Annotated in this window: 19 protein-coding genes; 17 read left to right on the top strand and 2 right to left on the bottom strand. The window is 56.6% G+C overall.

Annotated elements, in window-relative coordinates:
- The first annotated feature begins 292 nt into the window (after positions 1-292).
- The 10 genes from cmk (at position 293) to SIK97_RS17315 (ending at position 11,755) form a co-directional block, all read left to right on the top strand.
- Positions 293-976, top strand: a complete 684-nt coding sequence (cmk, locus tag SIK97_RS17270; RefSeq protein WP_049102318.1) for a (d)CMP kinase — start codon at positions 293-295, stop codon at positions 974-976.
- 137 nt (positions 977-1,113) lie between these two features.
- Complete coding sequence (gene rpsA, locus SIK97_RS17275; RefSeq protein WP_004100702.1) at positions 1,114-2,787, top strand: 30S ribosomal protein S1; 1,674 nt, start codon at positions 1,114-1,116, stop codon at positions 2,785-2,787.
- 150 nt (positions 2,788-2,937) lie between these two features.
- Positions 2,938-3,225, top strand: a complete 288-nt coding sequence (gene ihfB, locus SIK97_RS17280) for an integration host factor subunit beta (RefSeq protein ID WP_004100704.1) — start codon at positions 2,938-2,940, stop codon at positions 3,223-3,225.
- A 215-nt stretch (positions 3,226-3,440) separates the two neighbouring features.
- Positions 3,441-5,696, top strand: coding sequence for a ComEC family protein (locus tag SIK97_RS17285; protein ID WP_057173832.1), 2,256 nt, complete (start codon positions 3,441-3,443; stop codon positions 5,694-5,696).
- Between the two features lie 45 nt (positions 5,697-5,741).
- Positions 5,742-7,490: a lipid A ABC transporter ATP-binding protein/permease MsbA gene (gene msbA / locus SIK97_RS17290; protein ID WP_032748909.1), complete on the top strand. Its 1,749-nt coding sequence runs from the start codon at positions 5,742-5,744 to the stop codon at positions 7,488-7,490.
- On the top strand, positions 7,487-8,467 hold the full coding sequence (lpxK, locus tag SIK97_RS17295) for a tetraacyldisaccharide 4'-kinase (protein ID WP_032694243.1): 981 nt from the start codon (positions 7,487-7,489) through the stop codon (positions 8,465-8,467). The genes msbA and lpxK overlap by 4 nt, the downstream gene beginning before the upstream one ends.
- 45 nt (positions 8,468-8,512) lie before the next feature.
- Positions 8,513-9,742 carry a winged helix-turn-helix domain-containing protein gene (locus SIK97_RS17300; protein ID WP_014837962.1) on the top strand — a complete coding sequence of 410 codons (1,230 nt, stop codon included), beginning with the start codon at positions 8,513-8,515 and terminating at the stop codon, positions 9,740-9,742.
- A 52-nt stretch (positions 9,743-9,794) separates the two neighbouring features.
- Entirely contained in the window at positions 9,795-9,977 is a 183-nt protein-coding gene (gene ycaR, locus SIK97_RS17305; protein ID WP_004130952.1) for a protein YcaR, read from the top strand.
- Entirely contained in the window at positions 9,974-10,720 is a 747-nt protein-coding gene (gene kdsB, locus SIK97_RS17310) for a 3-deoxy-manno-octulosonate cytidylyltransferase (protein ID WP_025107504.1), read from the top strand. Before ycaR ends, kdsB begins: the two co-directional genes overlap by 4 nt.
- A 141-nt stretch (positions 10,721-10,861) precedes the next feature.
- Positions 10,862-11,755, top strand: a complete 894-nt coding sequence (locus SIK97_RS17315; RefSeq protein ID WP_014228646.1) for a YcbJ family phosphotransferase — start codon at positions 10,862-10,864, stop codon at positions 11,753-11,755.
- Here SIK97_RS17315 and elyC read toward each other — a convergent pair.
- The gene (gene elyC / locus SIK97_RS17320) at positions 11,732-12,511 is read right to left on the bottom strand and encodes an envelope biogenesis factor ElyC (RefSeq protein ID WP_032748912.1); all 780 of its coding nucleotides are present in this window, start codon (positions 12,509-12,511) and stop codon (positions 11,732-11,734) included. The genes SIK97_RS17315 and elyC overlap by 24 nt on opposite strands.
- A 121-nt stretch (positions 12,512-12,632) precedes the next feature.
- Between elyC and cmoM the strand changes: the two genes are divergently transcribed.
- The 7 genes from cmoM (at position 12,633) to SIK97_RS17355 (ending at position 23,361) form a co-directional block, all read left to right on the top strand.
- Positions 12,633-13,412 carry a tRNA uridine 5-oxyacetic acid(34) methyltransferase CmoM gene (gene cmoM / locus SIK97_RS17325; RefSeq protein WP_004849490.1) on the top strand — a complete coding sequence of 260 codons (780 nt, stop codon included), beginning with the start codon at positions 12,633-12,635 and terminating at the stop codon, positions 13,410-13,412.
- 3 nt (positions 13,413-13,415) lie between these two features.
- The gene (gene mukF / locus SIK97_RS17330) at positions 13,416-14,738 is read left to right on the top strand and encodes a chromosome partition protein MukF (protein ID WP_014228648.1); all 1,323 of its coding nucleotides are present in this window, start codon (positions 13,416-13,418) and stop codon (positions 14,736-14,738) included.
- Positions 14,719-15,423, top strand: a complete 705-nt coding sequence (gene mukE, locus SIK97_RS17335; RefSeq protein WP_004100725.1) for a chromosome partition protein MukE — start codon at positions 14,719-14,721, stop codon at positions 15,421-15,423. The genes mukF and mukE overlap by 20 nt, the downstream gene beginning before the upstream one ends.
- A complete protein-coding gene (gene mukB / locus SIK97_RS17340) occupies positions 15,423-19,871 on the top strand; it encodes a chromosome partition protein MukB (RefSeq protein ID WP_057173833.1) in 4,449 nt (1,482 codons plus the stop codon). The genes mukE and mukB overlap by 1 nt, the downstream gene beginning before the upstream one ends.
- 183 nt (positions 19,872-20,054) lie before the next feature.
- The gene (gene ldtD, locus SIK97_RS17345) at positions 20,055-21,848 is read left to right on the top strand and encodes a L,D-transpeptidase (protein WP_004849493.1); all 1,794 of its coding nucleotides are present in this window, start codon (positions 20,055-20,057) and stop codon (positions 21,846-21,848) included.
- Positions 21,849-22,148: 300 nt separating this feature from the next.
- A complete protein-coding gene (locus tag SIK97_RS17350) occupies positions 22,149-22,700 on the top strand; it encodes a YcbK family protein (RefSeq protein ID WP_004130967.1) in 552 nt (183 codons plus the stop codon).
- 13 nt (positions 22,701-22,713) lie between these two features.
- Positions 22,714-23,361, top strand: a complete 648-nt coding sequence (locus SIK97_RS17355) for an MBL fold metallo-hydrolase (RefSeq protein WP_014837967.1) — start codon at positions 22,714-22,716, stop codon at positions 23,359-23,361.
- A 59-nt stretch (positions 23,362-23,420) separates the two neighbouring features.
- Here SIK97_RS17355 and SIK97_RS17360 read toward each other — a convergent pair whose 3' ends face one another.
- On the bottom strand, positions 23,421-24,611 hold the full coding sequence (locus SIK97_RS17360) for an amino acid aminotransferase (RefSeq protein ID WP_048261058.1): 1,191 nt from the start codon (positions 24,609-24,611) through the stop codon (positions 23,421-23,423).
- Between the last annotated feature and the right edge of the window lie 126 nt (positions 24,612-24,737).

The following is a 24,737-nucleotide window of genomic DNA, read 5'->3' on the forward strand; positions in this document are numbered from 1 at the left end:
GCGCCCCTATGGGGCGAAATCAATGCCACCTGCTATGCAGGTGGTTTTTTACGCCCGCGTGTTAAACCGGCAAGCCCTGGCGCAGTACATTCGCGCTGGCATCGCCGCAGATTAACGGTAAAACGGCATCATCTTCCGGGCTGTTGCTCTGTCAGCCCGCTATAATTGCACAATTCTTCCACAGGAGATTTCCTGTTATCCGTAATTTACAAGCAATGCTCACTTTCCGTCGAAGAGATGCGTATAATGCGCGGCGTTTATATATTGATGCGCCTTGCTGAAGGAGAAAAAGATGACGGCAACAGTTCCGGTAATCACCATTGATGGGCCTGGCGGTGCGGGCAAAGGCACCTTATGCAAGGCAATGGCAGAAACGCTGGGCTGGCATCTGCTCGACTCTGGGGCGATTTATCGCGTGCTTGCTCTCGCTGCGCTACATCATCATGTGGATGTTGAATCCGAAGAGGCGCTGGTGCCGCTGGCTGCGCACCTGGATGTTCGTTTTGTCTCCACTAACGGTAGCCTGGAAGTGGTACTGGAGGGGGAGGACGTTAGCGCTGAGATTCGCACTCAGGATGTTGCCAACACGGCCTCTAAAGTGGCGGCTTTTCCCCGCGTGCGTGAAGCGTTGCTGCGCCGCCAGCGGGCCTTTCGCGAATTGCCAGGCCTGATTGCCGACGGACGCGATATGGGCACCGTCGTATTCCCTGATGCGCAGGTGAAAATTTTCCTTGACGCCTCCGCGGAGGAACGTGCTCATCGCCGCATGCTTCAGTTGCAGGAGAAGGGCTTTAGTGTTAACTTTGATCGCCTTTTAGCCGAGATAAAAGAGCGCGACGATCGCGACCGCAATCGTACAGTCGCGCCGCTGATCCCGGCTGCCGATGCTTTAGTTCTTGATTCAACAGAACTAAACATTGAGCAAGTGATTGAAAAAGCGCTACACTATGCGCGCGAAAAACTGGCTTCCGCTTAATCGTCTTATCGATAAAGCACAACAGCCTCCGAATTATAGCAGTACCCCCGCAGCAATGGAGTGTTAGCGGGTATGTTAAACAACCCCATCCGGCATGGAGCCAGGTGGACGTTAAATATGAAACCTGAAGATTAAACATGACTGAATCTTTTGCTCAACTATTTGAAGAATCCTTAAAAACAATCGAAACCCGTCCGGGTTCCATCGTTCGTGGTGTTGTTGTTGCTATCGACAAAGACGTAGTACTGGTTGACGCCGGTCTGAAATCTGAGTCTGCCATTCCGGCAGAGCAGTTCAAAAACGCCCAGGGCGAGCTGGAAATCCAGGTTGGTGACGAAGTTGACGTTGCTCTGGATGCAGTAGAAGACGGCTTCGGTGAAACCCTGCTGTCCCGTGAGAAAGCTAAACGTCACGAAGCTTGGATCACGCTGGAAAAAGCTTACGAAGACGCTGAAACTGTAGTCGGTATTATCAACGGCAAAGTTAAAGGTGGCTTCACTGTTGAGCTGAATGGTATTCGTGCGTTCCTGCCGGGCTCCCTGGTAGACGTTCGTCCGGTGCGCGATACGCTGCACCTGGAAGGCAAAGAGCTTGAATTCAAAGTCATCAAGCTGGACCAGAAACGTAACAACGTTGTTGTTTCTCGTCGTGCCGTTATCGAATCCGAAAACAGCGCAGAGCGCGATCAGCTGCTGGAAAACCTGCAGGAAGGCATGGAAGTTAAAGGTATCGTTAAGAACCTCACTGACTACGGTGCATTCGTTGATCTGGGCGGCGTTGACGGCCTGCTGCACATTACCGATATGGCATGGAAACGCGTTAAGCATCCGAGCGAAATCGTAAACGTTGGCGACGAAATCACTGTTAAAGTGCTGAAGTTCGACCGCGAACGTACTCGTGTATCTCTTGGCCTGAAACAGCTGGGCGAAGATCCGTGGGTAGCTATCGCTAAGCGTTATCCGGAAGGTACCAAACTGACCGGTCGCGTGACCAACCTGACCGACTACGGCTGCTTCGTTGAAATCGAAGAAGGCGTTGAAGGCCTGGTTCACGTTTCCGAAATGGACTGGACCAACAAAAACATCCACCCGTCCAAAGTTGTTAACGTTGGCGATGTAGTGGAAGTTATGGTTCTGGATATCGACGAAGAACGTCGCCGTATCTCCCTGGGCCTGAAGCAGTGCAAAAACAACCCATGGCAGCAGTTCGCGGAAACCCACAACAAGGGCGACCGTGTTGAAGGTAAAATCAAGTCTATCACTGACTTCGGTATCTTCATCGGCCTGGACGGCGGCATCGATGGCCTGGTTCACCTGTCTGACATCTCCTGGAACGTTGCAGGCGAAGAAGCAGTTCGTGAATACAAAAAAGGCGACGAAATCGCAGCAGTTGTTCTGCAGGTTGACGCAGAGCGCGAGCGTATCTCTCTGGGCGTTAAACAGCTCGCAGAAGATCCGTTCAACAACTGGGTTGCACTGAACAAGAAAGGCGCAATCGTAAACGGTAAAGTCACTGCAGTTGACGCTAAAGGCGCAACCGTAGAGCTGGCTGACGGCGTTGAAGGTTACCTGCGCGCTTCTGAAGCTTCCCGTGACCGCGTTGAAGATGCAACTCTGGTTCTGAGCGTTGGCGACGACGTTGAAGCTAAATTCACCGGCGTTGATCGTAAAAACCGCGCAATCAGCCTGTCTGTTCGTGCGAAAGACGAAGCTGACGAGAAAGATGCAATCGCAACTGTTAACAAACAGGAAGATGCAAACTTCTCCAACAACGCAATGGCTGAAGCTTTCAAAGCAGCTAAAGGCGAGTAATCTTAGTCTTTCGGGTTACAACAACCTGAATTACGACGAGTTTACTTGACAGATTGCAGGATTCGTCCTGTAATCAAGCACAAAGGGCGGCTACGGCCGCCCTTGTTTAAGCTGTTAGCTAATTTTGCCTTGAAGGAAACCGGAGGAATAATGACCAAGTCAGAATTGATAGAAAGACTTGCCAGCCAGCAATCTCACATTCCTGCGAAAGCAGTGGAAGATGCTGTTAAAGAAATGCTGGAGCATATGGCCTCAACGCTTGCTCAAGGCGAGCGCATTGAAATCCGCGGTTTCGGCAGCTTCTCTCTGCATTATCGAGCACCCCGCACCGGGCGTAACCCAAAGACTGGCGATAAAGTTGAACTGGAAGGTAAATACGTTCCCCACTTTAAGCCGGGCAAAGAATTACGCGACCGCGCCAATATTTACGAAGAGTAAGTTTCGCCGATCGGTGACAACATACTTAAACGTTAAAAAAGCACCTTCGGGTGCTTTTTTTATGCCTTTAAATCTCTCTTTGAAGTGACCTCGCAAAACGCGGGTTCTGTTGCGTTAACGCGGTAGATTTTGCGGATGACGCGGCGCAGTTCCTTTCCTTGCCTGGCGACACCCTCTCCGTTTAGCGTAACACTCCCTCTGACAGGGAGGTGCTAATGCGTTTACCACAACTTGCCGGCTGTGTGATTATCGGTATTCTGCCGCTGCTCTGGCTGCCAGTACTGCCCGGGCGGTGGGTTATCTGGGGGCTCATGGCCCTGGCGCTACTCATTGCGCAATGTCGACGCAGACCTGCGCAATACGCGGCATTGATAACGCTGTTTTTTGTCTGGGGAGCCCTCAGCGCAGGCGAGGTGCTGTGGCCGACGGAGAGGTTAACGGACAGGAATCGCCAGGTTGACGTTGAGCTAACCGCAACGGACGGGCAGACAACGCATCAGGGGAAGATTATCCGTCTGGATGGGCGACGGCTGTTTCCTGCGCCAGGGATTAGCCTCTACGGCAGCTACCTGCCAGAAACGCCCTGCGCAGGTCAGGTTTGGGCGATGACGCTGCGCGCGCGTCCGGTACACGGACAGCTCAACGATGGCGGGTTTGATAGCCAGCGTCATGCATTGTCGCAGCATCGTCCGTTAACCGGACGCTTTATCACCGCTGACGTTCGGGTGCGGACCTGTAGTTTGCGGGCGCGTTATCTTGCTTCGCTGAATCAAACGCTGAACGCGTTGCCGTGGCAATCGGTGATGCTAGGGTTAGGCATGGGGGAGCGTCTGGCGATACCGCGCGAGATAAAGACCCTGATGCAGGAAACCGGGACATCGCACCTGATGGCGATTTCTGGCTTACATATCGCGCTAGGGGCTTCATTGGGCTGGTTGCTGCTCAGAGGTGTGCAGTTTTTTCTCCCGTGCCGCTGGCTTGGCTGGCGGGCGCCGCTGCTCGTTGGCCTGGCGAGCGCGATTTTTTACGCCGGGCTGACCGGTATGCAGCCACCCGCGTTGCGCACCTGCGTCGCGCTGGCCGCCGGCTGCGCGCTGCGGCTATCCGGAAAACGCTGGTCGCCATGGCAGCTATGGGTCTGCTGCATTGGCGCAATACTGTTTGCCGATCCGCTGGCGGTGTTGTCCGAAAGCCTCTGGCTTTCCGCGTTTGCCGTTGCGGCGCTTATCTTCTGGTATCAGCTGGCGCCGATGCCGGGCGGCAAAAGGAGCGGGCTACTGCGTCAAAGCCTCGCGTTATGTCATCTGCAGATCGGTTTAATGTTTTTACTTGCTCCTCTACAGATCGCACTTTTTCACGGCATCAGCCTGACGTCCGTGCTGACCAACTTGATTGCCGTGCCGCTGGTGACCTTTGTCGTTGTCCCGCTAATTCTGACCGCGATGTTTTTACACCTCTGCGCGCCGTTTATCATTGAGATGGCGGTCTGGCAATCGGCGGACCGTGTACTGGCCGCGCTATTCTGGTTCTTACGACAGCTGCCGCCCGGCTGGCTGGCGCTGGATGCGCGCTGGCTTGGGATAAGCTTGCTGCCGTGGCTGGCGTTAATCGTCTGGCGTTTTCATGCGTGGCGCACGTTGCCCGCGTTTTGTTTAGCATTTCTTGGGCTATTGAGCTGGCCCTTCTGGCGGAGCACGGCTGCTAACGAATGGCGAGTCACCATGCTGGATGTCGGGCAGGGGCTGGCAATGGTGATTGAACGCGAGGGCGCGGCGCTTCTCTATGATACCGGCCTGGCCTGGCCCGAGGGAGACAGCGGTCAGCAGATCATTATTCCCTGGCTACGCTGGCATCATTTGCAGCTTGAAGGCGTCGTTCTCAGCCACGAGCATCTCGATCACCGCGGCGGGCTAAATTCGGTGTTAAAGGCGTGGCCCCTGATATGGGTGCGAAGCCCTTTAGGCTGGGCGGGTCATTTAGCCTGCCAGCGCGGAGAAACCTGGCAGTGGCGGGGTTTAACCTTTCGCGCGCTCTGGCCGCTGCCCGGAGCGACAGCGCAGGGGAATAATCGCTCGTGCGTGGTGCGTATTGATGACGGTAAACATAGTATTCTGCTGACCGGGGATATCGAAACGCCCGCGGAACGGGCGATGATTAGCCGCTACTGGCAACATCTTACGTCTACACTTATCCAGGTCCCCCACCACGGCAGTAATACCTCGTCGGGAATCGCCCTGCTGCGGAGCGTTGGCGGAGAAGCTGCGCTGGCTTCCGCTTCGCGCTATAACGCATGGCGCATGCCATCAACCAAAGTGATTCAGCGCTACCGAAAACAGAGCTATCAGTGGTTCGACACGCCGCATCAGGGGCAAATTACGGTGGTTTTTTCTCCGGATAGCTGGCAAATCCATGGCTTACGGGATCAAGTTTTACCGCGATGGTATCATCAGTGGTTTGGCGGGAAGGCGTAGAACGGGTAGAATATGCGGCTATTTCAACACAAGCTGGTTTATTGAATGCAGAACGATAAAGATCTCTCCACGTGGCAGACCTTCCGCCGACTCTGGCCGATTATAGCGCCGTTTAAACCCGGGCTAATCGTGGCAGCGGTAGCGTTAGTGCTTAACGCGGCTAGTGATACCTTCATGCTATCGCTTCTTAAACCGTTATTGGATGATGGTTTTGGTAAAACGGATCGCTCGGTGCTGATATGGATGCCGCTGGTGGTGATCGGGTTGATGGTTCTGCGCGGCATTACCAGCTACGTTTCGAGCTACTGTATCTCCTGGGTTTCCGGCAAGGTCGTGATGACGATGCGCCGTCGTTTATTCAGCCACATGATGGGGATGCCGGTTGCCTTCTTTGACAAACAGTCCACAGGGACGCTGCTATCGCGTATTACCTATGATTCCGAGCAGGTCGCGTCTTCTTCCTCCAGCGCGCTGATTACCGTTGTGCGCGAAGGCGCGTCGATTATTGGCCTCTTCGCGATGATGTTTTATTACAGCTGGCAGCTGTCATTGATTCTGATCGTGCTGGCGCCGATCGTGTCTATTGCGATTCGCGTGGTCTCGAAGCGTTTTCGTAATATCAGCAAGAATATGCAGAACACCATGGGCCAGGTGACGACCAGCGCAGAGCAGATGCTGAAAGGGCATAAAGAAGTGCTGATGTTTGGCGGTCAGGCCGTCGAAACCAAACGTTTTGATAAAGTCAGCAATAAAATGCGCCTGCAGGGGATGAAAATGGTCTCTGCGTCGTCAATTTCTGACCCGATTATTCAGCTGATCGCCTCTCTGGCCCTGGCTTTCGTGCTTTATGCTGCCAGCTTCCCGAGCGTAATGGAGACGCTGACGGCGGGTACCATCACCGTTGTCTTCTCTTCAATGATCGCCCTGATGCGTCCGCTGAAATCACTGACTAACGTCAACGCGCAGTTCCAGCGCGGGATGGCCGCTTGCCAGACGCTTTTCGCTATCCTTGACTCCGAGCAGGAGAAAGATGAAGGCACGCGGGTTATCGAACGCGCGAAGGGCAACCTCGAATTTAAAAACGTCACCTTCAGATACCCGGGACGTGAAGTCGCCGCGCTGCGCAATATAGACCTGAATATTCCGGAAGGGAAAACCGTGGCGCTGGTAGGGCGCTCGGGTTCGGGTAAGTCGACCATCGCCAGCCTGATTACGCGTTTCTACGATGTCGATGATGGGCAGATCTTACTGGACGGCCACGACCTGCGTGAATACACCCTGAGCTCCCTGCGCGATCAGGTTGCGCTGGTGTCGCAAAACGTTCATCTCTTTAACGATACCGTAGCGAATAACATCGCCTACGCGCGTACTGAAGAGTACAGCCGCGAGCAGATAGAAGAAGCCGCTCGTATGGCTTATGCCATGGACTTTATCAACAAAATGGACAATGGCCTGGATACGATTATCGGGGAAAACGGCGTTATGCTTTCCGGCGGTCAGCGCCAGCGTATCGCTATCGCTCGCGCCCTGCTGCGTAACAGCCCGATACTGATCCTCGACGAAGCCACGTCGGCGCTGGATACCGAATCGGAACGCGCTATTCAGGCGGCGCTGGACGAACTGCAGAAAAACCGCACCTCGCTGGTGATTGCCCACCGTCTGTCGACGATTGAGCAGGCCGACGAGATCGTGGTGGTGGAAGATGGCCAGATCGTTGAACGCGGCAGCCATAGCGACCTGCTTGAGCACAGGGGCGTTTACGCCCAGCTGCATAAGATGCAGTTCGGCGCATGATTGCACGCATCTGGTCCGGTGAGTCGCCCTTATGGCGGCTGCTGCTTCCGCTCTCCTGGCTCTATGGCCTGGTGAGCGGGTTGATACGGCTGAGCTATAAACTCGGTTGGCAAAAAGCCTGGCGAGCGCCGGTGCCGGTGGTGGTGGTGGGTAATCTGACCGCGGGTGGTAATGGTAAAACGCCGGTTGTCGTCTGGCTGGTGGAACAGCTCCAGCAGCGCGGTATTCGCGTTGGCGTCGTTTCACGCGGCTACGGCGGTAAAGCAGCGAGCTATCCGCTGCTGCTGAATACGGCTACCCCCACAGCGGAAGCGGGCGATGAGCCGGTGCTGATTTACCAGCGTACCGGCGCACCGGTTGCCGTCTCGCCGGTACGCAGCGATGCGGTACAGGCCCTGCTCGCCGCCCACGATCTTCAGCTTATCGTCACAGACGATGGCCTGCAGCACTATAAGCTGGCGCGCGACAAAGAAATTGTGGTGATTGACGGCGTGCGCCGTTTTGGCAACGGCTGGTGGCTGCCTGCCGGCCCCATGCGCGAGCGCGCTTCGCGTTTACGCAGCGTGGATGCGGTTATCGTTAACGGCGGTCTCGCCCGTCCGGGAGAGATCCCGATGCAGCTTCGCCCCGGGCAGGCGGTAAATCTGCTGACCGGCGAACGCCGGGATGCGGCGGCGTTGGACAACGTGGTGGCGATGGCCGGAATCGGCCACCCGCCGCGCTTCTTCGCCACCCTTGAAAGCTGCGGCGTCAGTCCGATAAAAACCATCGCCTTAGCCGATCATCAGGCATTGGCGCAGAGCGCAGTCGCCGCGCTGGCGACGCCGCAGCAAACCCTGCTGATGACCGAAAAAGATGCGGTGAAGTGCCGCGAATTTGCTCAGGCAAACTGGTGGTATCTTCCGGTCGACGCGATAATGACTGACCAACGCGCGCAGCGGTTGCTCACGGACTTAGTTACCCTGGCGCAACGCTAATCGTCGTATCACCGCTTGCGCCGGAACCCTTAACGGAGAAGCTGCATGCCGGTATTGTCCCTCTCGCTTAAAGAAGCCCGCCATCTTCACCTTGCCGCTCAGGGGCTGCTAAAAAAGCCCCGTCGCCGCGCAAAGCCCGGGGATATTCTGCAGACCATTAAGCAGATGTCCCTGCTGCAAATCGATACCATCAACGTTGTTGCGCGCAGTCCTTATCTGGTGCTGTTCAGCCGCCTCGGCCACTATCCGCAGCGCTGGCTGGACGAGGCGCTCCGCGCCGGCGAGCTGATGGAGTACTGGGCGCACGAAGCCTGCTTTTTACCGCGCAGCGACTTTTCACTGGTGCGTCACCGCATGCTGACGCCGGATAAAATGGGCTGGAAATATCACAAAGCGTGGATGACCGAACACGCCGAGGGCATTCAGGCGCTGTTGGCGCATATAGCCGAAAATGGCCCGGTTCGCTCGGCCGACTTCGAGCATCCGCGCAAAGGCGCCAGCGGATGGTGGGAGTGGAAACCGCATAAGCGCCATCTTGAAGGCTTATTCACCGCCGGTGAAGTGATGGTTATCGAGCGGCGTAATTTTCAGCGCGTTTACGATCTGACGCAGCGGGTCATGCCGGACTGGGACGATGAGCGCGACGGGCTCTCTCAGGAGCAGGCTGAAGCCATGATGTTACGTAATAGTGCTCGCAGCCTGGGGGTTTTTCGCGCGCAGTGGCTGGCGGATTATTATCGTCTGCGTCAGCCCCCGCTGCCGCTACTGTTGGCGAGCTGGCAGGAGGAGGGGCTGGTGGTGCCGGTTAACGTTGAAGCGCTGGGCGAAATGTGGCTCCACCGTGATGCTCTGGCGCTGCTGGAGTCTTCTCCCGGCGGTAGGCTCGCCGCCAGCCGCAGCGCGGTGCTTTCGCCTTTCGATCCGGTAGTCTGGGATCGCAAACGAGCGGAACAGCTGTTTAACTTTACCTATCGCCTGGAGTGCTACACGCCCGCGCCGAAACGGCAGTATGGCTATTTCGTATTACCGCTGCTGCACCAGGGGAGACTGGTTGGCAGAATGGATAGCAAAATGCACCGCAAAACCGGCGTTCTGGAAATTATCGCCCTGTGGCTGGAGGAGGGCGTCAAGGTGACGTCGGGCCTGGAGAGCGGGCTAAAACGTGCCATTGATGATTTTGCCCTCTGGCAGGACGCCACGCGGGTGAGCTGCGGGAAGCTGCCGGCGGAACTTTTTGCCGGGCGGCAACAGGGTTGGGAAATTGACGCTGCCTGAGCCCACGTGTGATATGCTGCTGAAGAATCTATTCGGTCCATCTGGAGGAATCATGGATCACCGTTTACTTGAAATTATCGCCTGTCCGGTTTGTAACGGTAAGCTGTATTACAGCCAGGATAAGCAAGAACTGATCTGCAAACTTGATCGCCTGGCTTTTCCGCTGCGTGAAGGCATTCCCGTACTGCTGGAAACCGAAGCCCGCCCGCTTCCTGTAGAAGAGAGCCAGTCATGAGTTTCGTGGTTATTATCCCCGCGCGCTTTGCTTCTACCCGCCTGCCAGGGAAACCGCTCCAGGATATCAACGGCAAGCCGATGATTGTCCATGTTCTGGAACGCGCTCGCGAATCCGGGGCCGAGCGGATTATCGTTGCTACCGACCATCCAGACGTGGCCCGCGCGGTGGAAGCCGCCGGCGGTGAAGTCTGCATGACCCGTGAAGATCATCAGTCAGGCACCGAACGCCTGGCCGAGGTGGTTGAAAAATGCGCCTTCAGCGATGACACCATCATTGTGAATATTCAGGGCGATGAGCCGATGATCCCGCCCGCGATCGTGCGCCAGGTAGCCGAGAATCTGGCTGCCAGCACCAGTGGTATGGCAACCTTAGCGGTGCCAATCCACGATGCGGAAGAGGCGTTTAATACAAATGCGGTGAAGGTCGTCATGGATGCTGAGGGCTACGCGCTCTATTTTTCCCGCGCCACCATTCCGTGGGATCGCGATCGTTTCGCTAAATCCCGCGAGGCTATCGGTGATTCGCTGCTGCGTCATATCGGTATTTATGGCTATCGCGCCGGTTTTATTCGTCGCTATGTGAGCTGGGCGCCGAGCCCGCTGGAGCAAATAGAGATGCTCGAGCAGCTGCGCGTGCTGTGGTATGGCGAGAAAATCCATGTCGCGGTGGCGGAAGTGGTTCCCGGTACAGGTGTCGATACGCCGGAAGATCTGGAGCGCGTTCGCGCGGAGCTGCGTTAATCCCCCCATCCCCTCCGCCAGGAGGGGATATCCCCAGGCCGTTATTCCATACTTTTTTACGTCAATTTTGATCTCACCCGATGACAACCCCGGCCCAGGCGCTCATTATGAAACCGGTAGTATTCATAGGGGTAATCAGAAATGGAACAGTTGCGTACCGAGCTGAGCCACCTGCTGGGTGAAAAACTAAGCCGCGTGGAGTGCGTCAGCGAGAAACCGTCGTCGGCGCTGTGGTCGCTATATGATGCGCAGGGAAACCCAATGCCGCTGCTGGCGCGCAGCTTTACGACGCCGGGCGTGGCGCGTCAGCTGGCGTGGAAGATATCAACTCTGGCGCGAAGCGGCACCGTCCGTATGCCGGTTGTCTACGGCGTGATGACGCACGACGAGCATCCGGGTCCCGATGTACTGCTGATTGAACGACTGCGCGGCGTCTCGGTTGAAGCCCCCGCCCGCACGCCGGAGCGCTGGGAGCAGCTGCAGGAGCAGATCGTGGAAGCGCTGCTGGCCTGGCATCGTCAGGATAGCGGAGGCTGCGTCGGGATGGTCGATAGCACTCAGGAAAATCTCTGGCCCTACTGGTACCGCCAGCGCGTGGAGGTGCTATGGAGTACGCTGAATCTTTATCAGGATACCGGCCTGACGATGCAGGACAAACGCATCCTGTTCCGCACGCGCGAATGCCTTATGGATTTGTTTAAAGGTTTCAATGATAACTGCGTGCTGGTACACGGTAGCTTCACGCTGCGCAGCATGCTTAAAGATCCGCGCAGCGATCAGCTGCTGGCGATGGTGGGGCCGGGCATGATGCTCTGGGCGCCGCGGGAATACGAGCTTTTCCGTCTGGCCGAGAGCGGTCAGGAAGAGGAGCTGCTGTGGCACTATCTGCGCCGGGCGCCGGTGGCGGAAGCGTTTCTCTGGCGGCGCTGGCTGTATCTGCTGTGGGACGAAGTGGATAATCTGGTGAATACCGGACGCTTTGACCGCGTCCGGTTTGACCTGGCGGCAAAGTCAATCCTGCCCTGGCTCGCCTGAAGAACCTTTTAGCCACTGCCAGATGCGGCCTAACGTTTCGTAACCCACCCGATCGCTATGCATGAGCCAGACGGGCGAAGGAATAGCCCGCTCCCACGGGTTAAGCGGTGACTCAATCGCCAGCTGGTTGGCCGGCGCGGGCAGGGGAGTTAGCCCGGCGCGGCGAAAGAAAATCATCGCCCGCGGCAGATGAGAGGCGGAGGTGACCAGCAGGAACGGCGCATCGCCTATCGCCATCTTCACCGCAGCGGCTTCCTCTTCGGTATCTTTGGGTTTATCCAGAACAAGGATTTCGCTGCGCGGTATGCCCAGGCTCTCGGCCACTCTGGCCCCGGCTTCTGCCGTACTGACCGGATTTGTTTTTGCCGCTGCGCCGGTAAAGATGAGTTTCGAGCCCGGATTTTCATACCACAGGCGGATCCCCTCCGTCAGCCGCGGCAGGCTATTATTGATGAGATTGGAACTGGGCGCCCAGTCCGGGTTCCAGGTGTAGCCTCCGCCAAGCACGACCACGTACTGCACGCGTTTTTCACCTCGCCACGTCGGGTACTTATCTTCAATTGGCTTGAGCAGGCTATCGGCGACCGGTTGCAGGCTCAACAGCAGCAACAGCAGCCAGCCGAGGCTGACGCAGAGCTTGCCGGTACGCTGGAAACGGCTAAACCACAGCAGGGCTATGCCGAACGCAATGAGCAGCAGCAGCAGGGGAAGCGGCAGCATCATACCGCCTAAAACCTTTTTCAGCGTAAAAAGCATGCCGTACGGTTCCTTTTTTAACCATATAACCAAAGATATGCCCGGATCTTACAACAGATCGCTTCATTCTCCGCGCGGGTATGACAAAATAGCGGCTTTGTGTTGGCGTGTGGAGTCACCCGTGCAGGATCGTAATTTCGATGATATTGCTGAAAAGTTTTCGCGCAATATATACGGCACCACCAAAGGCCAGCTGCGGCAGGCGATCCTCTGGCAGGATCTGCAACCGCTGCTGGACCGGCTGGGGCCTGGGCCATTGCGAGTTCTTGACGCGGGCGGCGGCGAAGGGCAGACGGCGATCAAAGTGGCGGAAATGGGGCATCACGTCACGTTATGCGATCTCTCTGGTGAAATGGTGGCTCGTGCCCGGCAGGCGGCTGCCGATAAAGGTGTGATCGACAACATGCATTTTGTACAATGCGCGGCTCAGGATATTGAGCAGCATTTGGAAAGTCCGGTCGATCTGATACTGTTTCATGCGGTGCTGGAGTGGATAGCCGAACCACAGGCGATGTTGCGTACCCTGTGGTCGATGCTGCGCCCCGGCGGCGCGTTGTCGCTGATGTTCTACAATGCTAACGGTCTGTTGATGCACAATATGGTCGCCGGAAATCTCGACTATGTGCAAATCGGCATGCCGAAAAAGAAAAAACGCACGCTGTCGCCGGACTATCCGCGCGATCCGCAGCAGGTTTACGGCTGGCTGGAAGAGATTGGCTGGCAGATTACCGGCAAGACCGGCGTGCGGGTGTTTCATGATTATCTGCGTGAAAAACACCAACAGCACGATAAATTTGCGGCGCTGCTGGAGCTGGAAACGCGCTACTGTCGCCAGGAGCCGTATATTAGCTTAGGCCGTTATATTCACGTCACCGCGCTTAAGCCGCAGATGCAAGGATAAACTATGAGTGAATTTTCCCAGACAGTCCCCGAACTGGTTGCCTGGGCCAGGAAAAATGATTTTTCTATTTCGCTGCCGGTCGACAGACTCTCTTTTCTGCTGGCGATTGCCACGCTGAACGGCGAGCGGATGGAAGGGGAAATGACCGAGGGAGAACTGGTGGATGCGTTCCGCCACGTGAGTGATGCGTTTGAGCAGACCAGCGAAACCATCAGCCAGCGCGCCAATAATGCCATTAACGATATGGTGCGCCAGCGTCTGCTGAACCGCTTTACCAGCGAAATCACCGAGGGTAACGCTATTTATCGCCTGACGCCGCTGGGCATTGGGATCACCGACTACTATATTCGCCAGCGCGAGTTCTCCACCCTGCGACTGTCGATGCAGCTATCCATCGTTGCCAGCGAACTCAAGCGCGCCGCCGACTCGGCAGAAGAGGGCGGCGATGAGTTCCACTGGCATCGTAACGTTTTCGCTCCGCTGAAGTACTCGGTAGCGGAAATCTTTGACAGCATCGACCTGACTCAGCGAATTATGGATGAGCAGCAGCAGCTGGTGAAAGATGATATTGCCCAGCTGCTGAACAAAGACTGGCGGGCGGCGATCTCCAGCTGCGAGCTGCTGCTATCGGAAACGTCCGGCACCCTGCGGGAACTGCAGGATACCCTGGACGCGGCGGGCGATAAGCTGCAGGCAAACCTGCTGCGTATCCAGGATTCGACCATGGCGCGCGACGATCTGAATTTTATCGATCGTCTGGTGTTCGATCTGCAAAGCAAGCTGGACCGTATCGTCAGTTGGGGGCAGCAGGCGATTGACCTGTGGATCGGCTACGATCGCCACGTGCATAAATTTATCCGTACCGCCATTGATATGGATAAAAACCGCGTCTTCGCACAGCGTTTGCGTCAGTCGGTGCAAACCTACTTCGACGCCCCCTGGGCGCTCACCCATGCGAATGCCGATCGTCTGCTTGATATGCGCGATGAAGAGATGGCGCTGCATGATGAAGAGGTTACCGGGGAACTTCCAACGGATCTGGAGTACGAAGAGTTTAACGAAATTCGCGAACAGCTGGCGGCGCTGATTGAAGGACAGCTGGTGGTCTATAAAGAGAAGGGACTGCCGCTGGATCTTGGCCTGGTGGTACGCGAATATCTGTCGCAGTATCCGCGCGCGCGCCACTTTGACGTCGCGCGTATTGTGGTCGACCAGGCGGTACGTTTGGGCGTAGCGCAAGCAGATTTCACCGGACTGCCGGCAAAATGGCAGCCGATTAATGATTACGGAGCCAAGGTACAGGCGCATGTCATCGACAAATATTGAACAAGTGATGCCGGTTAAACTGGCGCAAGCGTTGGCTAATCCGTTATTTCCGGCGCTGGATAGCGCCCTGCGCGCGGGCCGTCATATCGGCCTTGACGAGCTGGATAATCACGCATTTTTAATGGATTTTCAGGATTACCTGGAAGAGTTTTATGCTCGCTACAACGTCGAGCTGATTCGCGCGCCGGAGGGTTTTTTCTATCTGCGCCCGCGGTCGACCACGCTGATCCCGCGCTCGGTGCTCTCCGAGCTGGATATGATGGTGGGTAAAATTCTCTGCTATCTCTACCTCAGCCCGGAGCGTCTGGCCAACGAGGGCATCTTCACTCAGCAGGAGCTTTACGACGAGCTGCTGACCCTCGCAGACGAAGCCAAGCTGCTCAAGCTGGTCAATAACCGTTCTACCGGGTCCGACCTTGACCGCCAGAAGCTGCAGGAAAAAATGCGCGCTTCGCTCAACCGCCTGCGCCGCCTCGGCATGGTGTGGTTTATGGGCCATGACAGCAGCAAATTCCGCATCACCGAATCGGTGTTTCGCTTCGGCGCCGACGTGCGCGCCGGTGACGATCCGCGCGAAGCCCAGCTGCGTATGATCCGCGACGGTGAAGCGATGGCGCTGGAAAATCGCCTGCAGCTTAATGATGAGAATGAAGAGAATCAGCCGGATAGCGGGGAGGAAGAGTAATGATTGAACGCGGTAAGTTTCGCTCGCTGACGCTGGTTAACTGGAACGGTTTTTTTGCCCGCACCTTTGATCTTGATGAATTAGTGACCACGCTTTCCGGTGGTAACGGTGCCGGTAAATCCACGACCATGGCCGCCTTCGTCACCGCACTGATCCCGGACCTGACGCTGCTGCACTTTCGTAACACTACGGAAGCGGGGGCGACCAGCGGCTCGCGCGATAAAGGCCTGCACGGTAAGCTGCGCGCTGGCGTCTGCTACTCCGTGCTGGACGTGATCAACTCCCGCCACCAGCGCGTGGTGGTCGGCGTTCGTCTACAGCAGGTCGCCGGTCGCGATCGTAAAGTCGATATCAAGCCTTTTGCGATCCAGGGCCTGCCAACCTCCATCCAGCCAACTCAGCTGCTGACCGAAACCCTTAACGAACGCCAGGCGCGCGTGGTGACGCTCAACGAGCTGAAAGATAAGCTCGAAGCGATGGAAGGGGTGCAGTTCAAGCAGTTTAACTCTATTACCGAGTATCACTCGCTGATGTTCGACCTGGGCGTGGTGGCTCGCCGCCTGCGTTCGGCTTCGGACCGTAGCAAATACTATCGCCTGATCGAAGCCTCGCTGTACGGCGGTATTTCGAGCACCATTACCCGCTCGCTGCGCGACTACCTGTTGCCGGAAAACGGCGGCGTGCGTAAGGCGTTCCAGGATATGGAAGCGGCGCTGCGTGAAAACCGCATGACGCTGGAAGCTATCCGCGTGACGCAGTCGGACCGCGATCTGTTCAAGCATCTGATCAGCGAAGCCACCAACTACGTTGCCGCCGACTATATGCGTCACGCTAACGAGCGACGCATTCATCTCGACAAGGCGCTGGAGTATCGTCGCGATCTGTTCACCTCCCGCGCTCAGCTCGCGGCGGAACAGTATAAGCACGTCGATATGGCCCGCGAGCTGCAGGAACATAACGGCGCGGAAGGCGATCTGGAAGCCGATTATCAGGCCGCCAGCGACCATCTGAACCTGGTGCAGACCGCTCTGCGCCAGCAGGAAAAAATCGAGCGCTATGAAGCGGATCTTGATGAACTGCAGATTCGCCTCGAAGAGCAAAATGAAGTTGTCGCGGAAGCGGTTGACCAGCAGGAAGAGAACGAAGCCCGCGCCGAAGCCGCCGAGCTGGAAGTGGATGAGCTGAAAAACCAGCTTGCCGACTACCAGCAGGCGCTGGACGTGCAGCAGACTCGCGCGATTCAGTACACCCAGGCGCTGCAGGCGCTGGAGCGGGCAAAAGCCCTCTGCCATCTGCCGGATTTAACGCCGGAGAGCGCCGACGAGTGGCTGGAAACTTTCCAGGCGAAAGAGCAGGAAGCGACGGAGAAAATGCTGTCGCTGGAACAGAAGATGAGCGTGGCGCAAACCGCGCACAGCCAGTTTGAACAGGCTTACCAGCTGGTGGTGGAGATCAACGGCCCGCTGGCGCGTAATGAAGCCTGGAGCGTGGCGCGCGACCTGCTGCGCGAAGGCGTTAATCAACGTCATCAGGCCGAACAGGCGCACGGGCTGCGCAGTCGTCTGACGGAGCTTGAACAGCGTCTGCGTGAACAGCAGGATGCCGAACGCCAGCTCAATGAGTTTTGTAAGCGCCAGGGCAAACGCTACGATATCGACGAGCTGGAAGCCCTGCACCAGGAGCTGGAAGCCCGCATCGCATCCCTTTCCGACAGCGTTTCCACCGCCAGCGAACGGCGGATGACCCTGCGTCAGGAGCTGGAACAGCTGCAGTCGCGGACGCAAACGCTGATGCGCCGCGCGCCCATCTGGCTGGCGGCGCAGAACAGCCTCAATCAGCTGTGCGAGCAGAGCGGCGAGCAGTTTGAGTCAAGCCAGGACGTCACCGAATATCTCCAGCAGCTGCTGGAGCGTGAACGCGAAGCTATCGTGGAGCGCGATGAAGTCGGGGTCCGCAAGCGCGCTATCGACGATGAAATTGAGCGTCTTAGCCAGCCGGGCGGTTCGGAAGATCAGCGCCTGAACGCGCTGGCGGAACGTTTTGGCGGCGTACTGCTGTCGGAAATCTACGATGACGTGAGCCTCGATGATGCGCCGTATTACTCCGCGCTCTACGGTCCTTCCCGCCACGCCATTGTGGTACCGGATCTGTCGCTGATTGCCGATCAGCTGGAAGGTCTCGAAGATTGTCCCGAAGATCTCTACCTGATCGAGGGCGATCCGCAGTCGTTTGATGACAGCGTATTCAGCGTCGATGAGCTGGAAAAAGCGGTGGTCGTTAAGATTGCCGATCGTCAGTGGCGCTATTCACGCTTCCCGACGCTGCCGCTGTTTGGCCGCGCCGCGCGTGAAAGCCGCGTTGAAACGCTGCACGCCGAGCGCGAAAGCCTGTCCGAGCGCTTTGCGACCCTGTCGTTTGATGTGCAGAAAACCCAGCGCCTCCATCAGGCGTTCAGCCGCTTTATCGGTAACCATCTTGCGGTAGCCTTTGAGGACGACCCGGAAGAAGAAATCCGTAAACTGAATACGCGTCGCGGCGAACTGGAGCGGGCGCTGACCGCCCATGAGAGCGATAACCAGCAGAACCGGGTGCAGTATGAGCAGGCAAAAGAGGGCGTATCCGCACTCAACCGCCTGCTGCCGCGTCTGAATTTGCTGGCCGATGACTCGCTGGCCGATCGCGTGGATGAGATCCAGGAACGCCTGGACGAAGCGCAGGAAGCCGCGCGCTTCGTCCAGCAGCATGGGAATCAGCTGGCAAAACTGGAGCCGATCGTTTCCGTGCTTCAAAGCGACCCGGAGCAGTTTGAACAGCTGAAAGAAGATTACGCATATTCGCAGCAGACTCAGCGCGACGCGCGTCAGCAGGCATTTGCGCTGACCGAAGTGGTGCAGCGTCGCGCCCACTTTAGCTACTCCGATTCCGCAGAGATGCTGAGCGGTAATAGCGATCTGAACGAGAAGCTGCGCCAGCGTCTGGAGCAGGCTGAGGCGGAGCGCGCCCGTACCCGCGAAGCGCTGCGTACCCACGCCGCGCAGCTCAATCAGTACAACCAGGTGCTGGCATCGCTGAAAAGCTCCTACGACACCAAGAAAGAGCTGCTCAACGACCTGCATAAAGAGCTTCAGGACATTGGCGTGCGCGCCGACGCCGGCGCCGAAGAGCGCGCTCGTCTGCGCCGCGATGAGCTTCATGCTCAGCTCAGCAACAACCGCGCGCGGCGGAACCAGCTCGAAAAAGCATTGACCTTCTGCGAAGCGGAAATGGATAACCTGACCCGCAGGCTGCGCAAGCTGGAGCGCGATTACTGCGAAATGCGCGAACAGGTGGTCAGCGCTAAAGCCGGCTGGTGTGCGGTCATGCGCCTGGTGAAAGACAACGGCGTGGAGCGTCGCCTGCATCGTCGCGAGCTGGCCTACCTTTCGGCAGATGAACTGCGCTCGATGTCGGATAAGGCGCTCGGCGCGCTGCGTCTGGCGGTCTCGGATAACGAACACCTGCGCGATGTACTGCGTATTTCTGAAGATCCGAAACGCCCGGAGCGTAAAATCCAGTTCTTTGTCGCCGTTTATCAGCATCTGCGCGAGCGTATTCGCCAGGATATCATCCGCACCGACGATCCGGTGGAAGCGATTGAGCAGATGGAGATCGAACTCAGCCGTCTGACGGAAGAGCTGACCAACCGCGAGCAGAAGCTGGCCATCAGTTCCCGCAGCGTGGCCAATATTATCCGCAAGACTATCCAGCGCGAGCAAAACCGTATTCGTATGCTCAACCAGGGGCTGCAGAGCGTCTCCTTCGGCCAGGTCAACAGCGTGCGTCTGAACGTCAACGTGCGGGAAACCCACTCGATGCTGCTGGACGTGCTGTCAGAACAGCATGAACAGCATCAGGACCTGTTTAACAGCAATCGTCTGACCTTCTCGGAAGCGCTGGCGAAGCTGTATCAGCGCCTCAATCCGCAGATTGATATGGGGCAGCGTACGCCGCAGACCATCGGTGAAGAGCTGCTGGACTACCGCAACTATCTGGAGATGGAAGTGGAAGTTAACCGTGGTTCCGACGGCTGGCTGCGCGCGGAATCCGGTGCGCTATCGACCGGTGAGGCTATCGGTACCGGGATGTCGATTCTGGTGATGGTAGTACAGAGCTGGGAAGATGAATCCATGCGCCTGCGCGGTAAGGACATTTCGCCGTGTCGTCTGCTGTTCCTTGATGAAGCGGCGCGTCTGGATGCTCGCTCTATCGCGACGCTGTTCGAGCTCTGCGATCGTCTGGAGATGCAGCTGATTATCGCGGCGCCGGAAAATATCAGCCCGGAAAAAGGTACCACCTATAAGCTGGTGCGTAAGGTCGTGAATAATCACGAGCACGTGCACGTCGTCGGGCTGCGTGGCTTCGCACCGCAGCTGCCCGAAACGCTGCCGGGAACGGCAAATGCTTCATAGGATGGTACAATAACCAGCCAAAGGGCGACGCGATGTCGCCCTTTTTGTTATCCGTTCCTGTACTTTAGGATTGTATAATCTTTTAACTTCTTTACATTTGGGAAGGCAAAAGCGTTTTCGTCTTCATATACTGAAAGTAAGCCCCATTTTAGCGGGCAGCAATGTGTTAACAGGGGGCAAGGGATGTTGCTAAAGAAACGGTATGGTCGTCAATTGTCTGCGCTCAGCCTGAGCCTGGCGTTTGCATTTGCTCCACTGTTCAATGTCCAGGCTGAAGAGCCTGAAGTGGTACCATCGGATAGCTCTGCCACCATCAGCGAGCTCTCTTCCGCGCTAAGCCAAAGCGCAAACCAATCCGCGGCGGTCGCCCAAATGGCCGGCGAGCAGGCGCTTTCTGCCGATGCGGCAGCGAAGAGCCGCGCCGGGATTCAGGCGGTACTGCCGTCCGGTTATCAACCCGTATTTATGAATCCGCTGGTATCGCTGTATGCGGCCAGGGATATGAAACCGATGTGGGATAACCGCGAGGCGGTGCAGGCGTTTCAACAGCAGCTGGCTGAGGTTGCTATCGCCGGTTTTCAGCCGCAGTTCACCACCTGGGTTGAGCTGTTGACCGACCCGGCAGTGAACGGTCTGGCGCGGGATGTCGTTCTGTCTGACGCCATGATGGGCTATCTGCATTTTATTAGCGGTATTCCGACTCAGGGCAACCGCTGGCTGTATGGCACGAAACCGTATGCCATGTCGACGCCGCCTCTGTCGGTAATTAACCAGTGGCAGGTGGCGCTGGATAACGGTTCGCTGCCGCAGTTTATTGCGGGTCTGGCTCCGCAGCATCCGCAGTATGCCGCAATGCATCAGGCGCTATTAGCTCAGGTTGCCGATTCCCGCCCCTGGCCGCAGCTCACCGGTAAGACGTCGCTGCGCCCGGGGGAATGGAGCAACGATGCCGGCGCGCTGCGCGAAATTTTACAGCGCACCGGTATGCTGGATGACGCGGCAAAAATTTCGTTGCCCGGCGATGAGGTGGTGAGTCCGTCCGCCGGGAAAAAGGCCAAAAGCAGCGGCCGTGGCGTTTACGATCGCCAGTTAGTGGAGGGCGTTAAGCGCTTCCAGGCGTGGCAGGGACTGGGCGCAGACGGCGTGATTGGTCAGGCGACCCGCGACTGGCTCAACGTTTCTCCTGCGCAGCGCGCCGGCGTGCTGGCATTGAATATCCAGCGTTTGCGCCTGCTGCCGGGTAATCTGGCGACCGGAATTATGGTGAATATTCCCGCCTTTTCGCTGGTCTATTACCAGGACGGTAGCCAGGTGCTGGCATCGCGGGTTATCGTTGGCCGTCCGGACCGCAAAACCCCTATGATGAGCAGTGCGCTGAACAACGTTGTGGTCAACCCGCCGTGGAACGTTCCGCCGACGCTGGCGCGCAACGATATTCTGCCGAAGGTGCGCAATAACCCAGGCTATCTTGAGCAGCACGGCTATACGATGATGCGCGGCTGGAATAGCAAAGAGACTATTGACCCGTATCAGGTGGACTGGGAAACGATAACCGCATCGAATCTGCCGTTCCGCTTCCAGCAGGCTCCCGGCGCGCGCAATTCGCTGGGGCGCTATAAATTCAATATGCCAAGTTCAGATGCGATATATTTGCACGATACGCCCAATCACAATCTGTTCCAGCGTGATGGACGCGCGCTGAGTTCCGGGTGCGTGCGCGTGAATAAAGCCTCAGAACTGGCCAATATGCTGCTTCAGGATGCTGGCTGGAATGATGCGCGTATTTCAGATGCGCTTAAACAGGGGAATACCCGCTACGTTAATATTCGCCAGAATATCCCGGTTAATCTCTATTATTTGACCGCGTTCGTCGGCGCTGATGGACGTACACAATATCGAACAGATATTTACAATTACGATCTCACCGCGCGATCCAGCGCACAAATTCTACCTAAAGCTGAACAATTAATCAGATAAATGAAGTAGTTCAACGGATTTGGTTGTCCTACCTCTGTGTGAAAACGGGCCTTGCACGCTGCAAGGCCCGAGTTTACTGGGGTTAGGCTACCTTGACGTTGGCAATAATGCCCGGTAAGGTGCCTTTCGTGCGCCAGAAGTGCATATACATATAATCCTGCAAAGGCGCTGTGGCAGTAAGCAGCCCGTTCTCCATAGCTGATATTTATTAGCCGTAGGGGAGCGAGCGCGTGCTGGCGGCTAACGGGCGCATTGCGGGAAAAGTATATTACGATTCATTTACCTGTAGACCTGATTATCATGGACAAATTTGACGCTAATCGCCGCAAACTGCTGGCGTTAGGTGGAGCCGCGCTCGGTGCTGCTGCCATTCTGCCTGCGCCGGCATTTGCCACCCTCTCGACCCCCCGACCGCGTATTTTGACGCTGAACAACCTGCATACCGGTGAATCACTCAAGGCGGAGTTTTTCGATGGCAGAGGCTATATTCAGGATGAATTAGCAAGACTTAATCATTTTTTCCGTGATTATCGCGCGAATAAGATTAAGTCCATCGATCCCGGTTTGTTCGATCAACTCTATCGTTTGCAGGGATTACTTGGTACCAACAAGCCTGTCCAGCTTATTTCCGGTTATCGTTCTGTTGATACCAATAATGAGCTTCGCGCGCGTAGCCGGGGTGTGGCAAAACACAGCTACCACACTAAAGGCCAGGCCATGGATTTTCATATTGAAGGCATTTCGTTAAGCAATGTTCGCAAAGCCGCGTTATCTATGCGCACAGGTGGTGTAGGATACTACCCACGTAGCAACTTTGTGCATATTGATACCGGGCCAGTACGGCACTGGTAACGAAAGGAGCCTCATGAACTATCGTATTATTCCGGTTACCGCGTTCGCGCAGAACTGTTCTTTAATCTGGTGTGAACAAACCAAACTGGCGGCGCTGGTCGATCCCGGCGGTGATGCTGAGCGAATCAAACAGGAAGTCGCGGCGGCAGGCGTTAGCCTGATGCAGATTCTGCTCACGCACGGTCATCTCGATCACGTTGGTGCGGCGGCGGAGCTGGCACAACATTATGGCGTGCCGATTATTGGGCCGGAAAAAGAAGATGAGTTCTGGCTGGAAGGATTACCGGCGCAGAGCCGGATGTTCGGTCTGGAAGATTGCCAGCCGCTGCAGCCAGATCGCTGGCTGAACGAAGGCGATACGGTCAGCGTGGGGAATATTTCCCTGCAGGTGCTGCACTGCCCAGGCCATACGCCGGGGCACGTGGTCTTCTTCGATCCTGCTTCCCGACTGTTGATTTCTGGCGATGTGATTTTTAAAGGCGGAGTAGGGCGTAGCGACTTCCCTCGCGGCGACCATAGCCAACTGATCGATGCGATTAAGCGCAAGCTGTTGCCGCTGGGCGATGACGTGTCGTTTATTCCGGGTCATGGACCGATGTCGACCCTTGGCTATGAGCGTCTGCACAACCCATTCCTGCAGGATGAAATGCCGGTCTGGTGACCGAAGCCAGCATATAAAAAAGGCCGCAAATGCGGCCTTTTGTTTGCCCTGCGCTGAGGTTACAGTACGGCAACAATCGCTTCGCACAGCGGCGCCATGTTGTCGGGCGTCATACCGGCGACGTTTATACGTCCGGACGCCACCGCGTAAATTCCGAACTCTTCACGCAGACGCAGTACCTGCTCTTTGGTCAGGCCGCTGAACGAGAACATCCCGTTTTGCTGAATGATGAAAGAGAAATCGCGGCTGGCGCCTTTTTCCTGCAGGGTATTAACGAACAGCAGACGCATACGCTGGATGCGTTGACGCATGTCGGTCAACTCTTGCTCCCAGATGGCGCGCAGCGCGTCATTGCTGAGAATGGTCGCCACTACCGAGGCGCCGTGAGCGGGCGGGTTTGAGTAGTTCGCGCGGATAACCGACTTCATCTGGCTGAAAGCGCGGTCTACCGCTTCCTGGTCAGCAGCGACCAGCGTACAGGCGCCCACGCGCTCGTTGTACAGGCCGAAGTTTTTCGAGTAGGAGCTGGCAACCAGCAGCTCTTTATGCAGAGCGGCGAAAGCGCGCAGGCCTTCAGCATCTTCTTCCAGGCCGCGGGCAAAGCCCTGGTAGGCAAAGTCAAACAGCGGCAGCCAGCCTTTCTCTACGGAGAGCTGCGCCAGCTGTTGCCACTGCTCCAGCGTCGGATCGATACCGGTTGGGTTATGGCAGCAGCCGTGGAACAGAACCACGTCGCCGGCCTGCGCTTCGTTCAGGCTGGCCAGCAGCCCCTCGAAGTCGAGTTTGTGATTAGCGGCATCGTAGTAGGTGTATTCGCGCACTTCCAGCCCGGCTGAATTGAACACGCTTTTATGGTTCGGCCAACTGGGGTTGCTCACCCAAATACGTTTAACGTCGGTGTTCTTCGCCAGAAAATCGGCGGCGACGCGCAGGCCACCCGTACCGCCGGGCGTTTGCGCGGTGCGGGCGCGTTTATCATTGATAATTGCGCTTCCTTTCCCGAACAGAAGCTCCTGGGTGCAGCGGCCAAATTCCGGAATACCATCGATACCCAGATAATTTTTAGTGGTTTCATTTTCCAGCAGATATTGCTCTGCTTTTTTCACGCTAGTCAGGACCGGTGTTTTACCCGTTTCATCTTTATAAACACCAATTCCAAGATTAATTTTTGTTGGGCGGTCATCGGCACGAAACAGATCGGCCAGGCCCAGAATTGGGTCGGCAGGGGCGGCGGTAATGTTCTCAAACATGACGAGGTTCCATTGTGATTACTGAAGGGAAATCCGCTATCAGGTTAACGGGAGTTATGTTAATTGCCAACCGTTTGCGACAAAAAGCGAGAAGGTTTTTGAAAGTTACGATCTTCCTCTCAGGAA

It is taken from the genome of Klebsiella sp. JN_Kp126, assembly GCF_033843325.1.
GTDB lineage: Bacteria > Pseudomonadota > Gammaproteobacteria > Enterobacterales > Enterobacteriaceae > Klebsiella > Klebsiella michiganensis.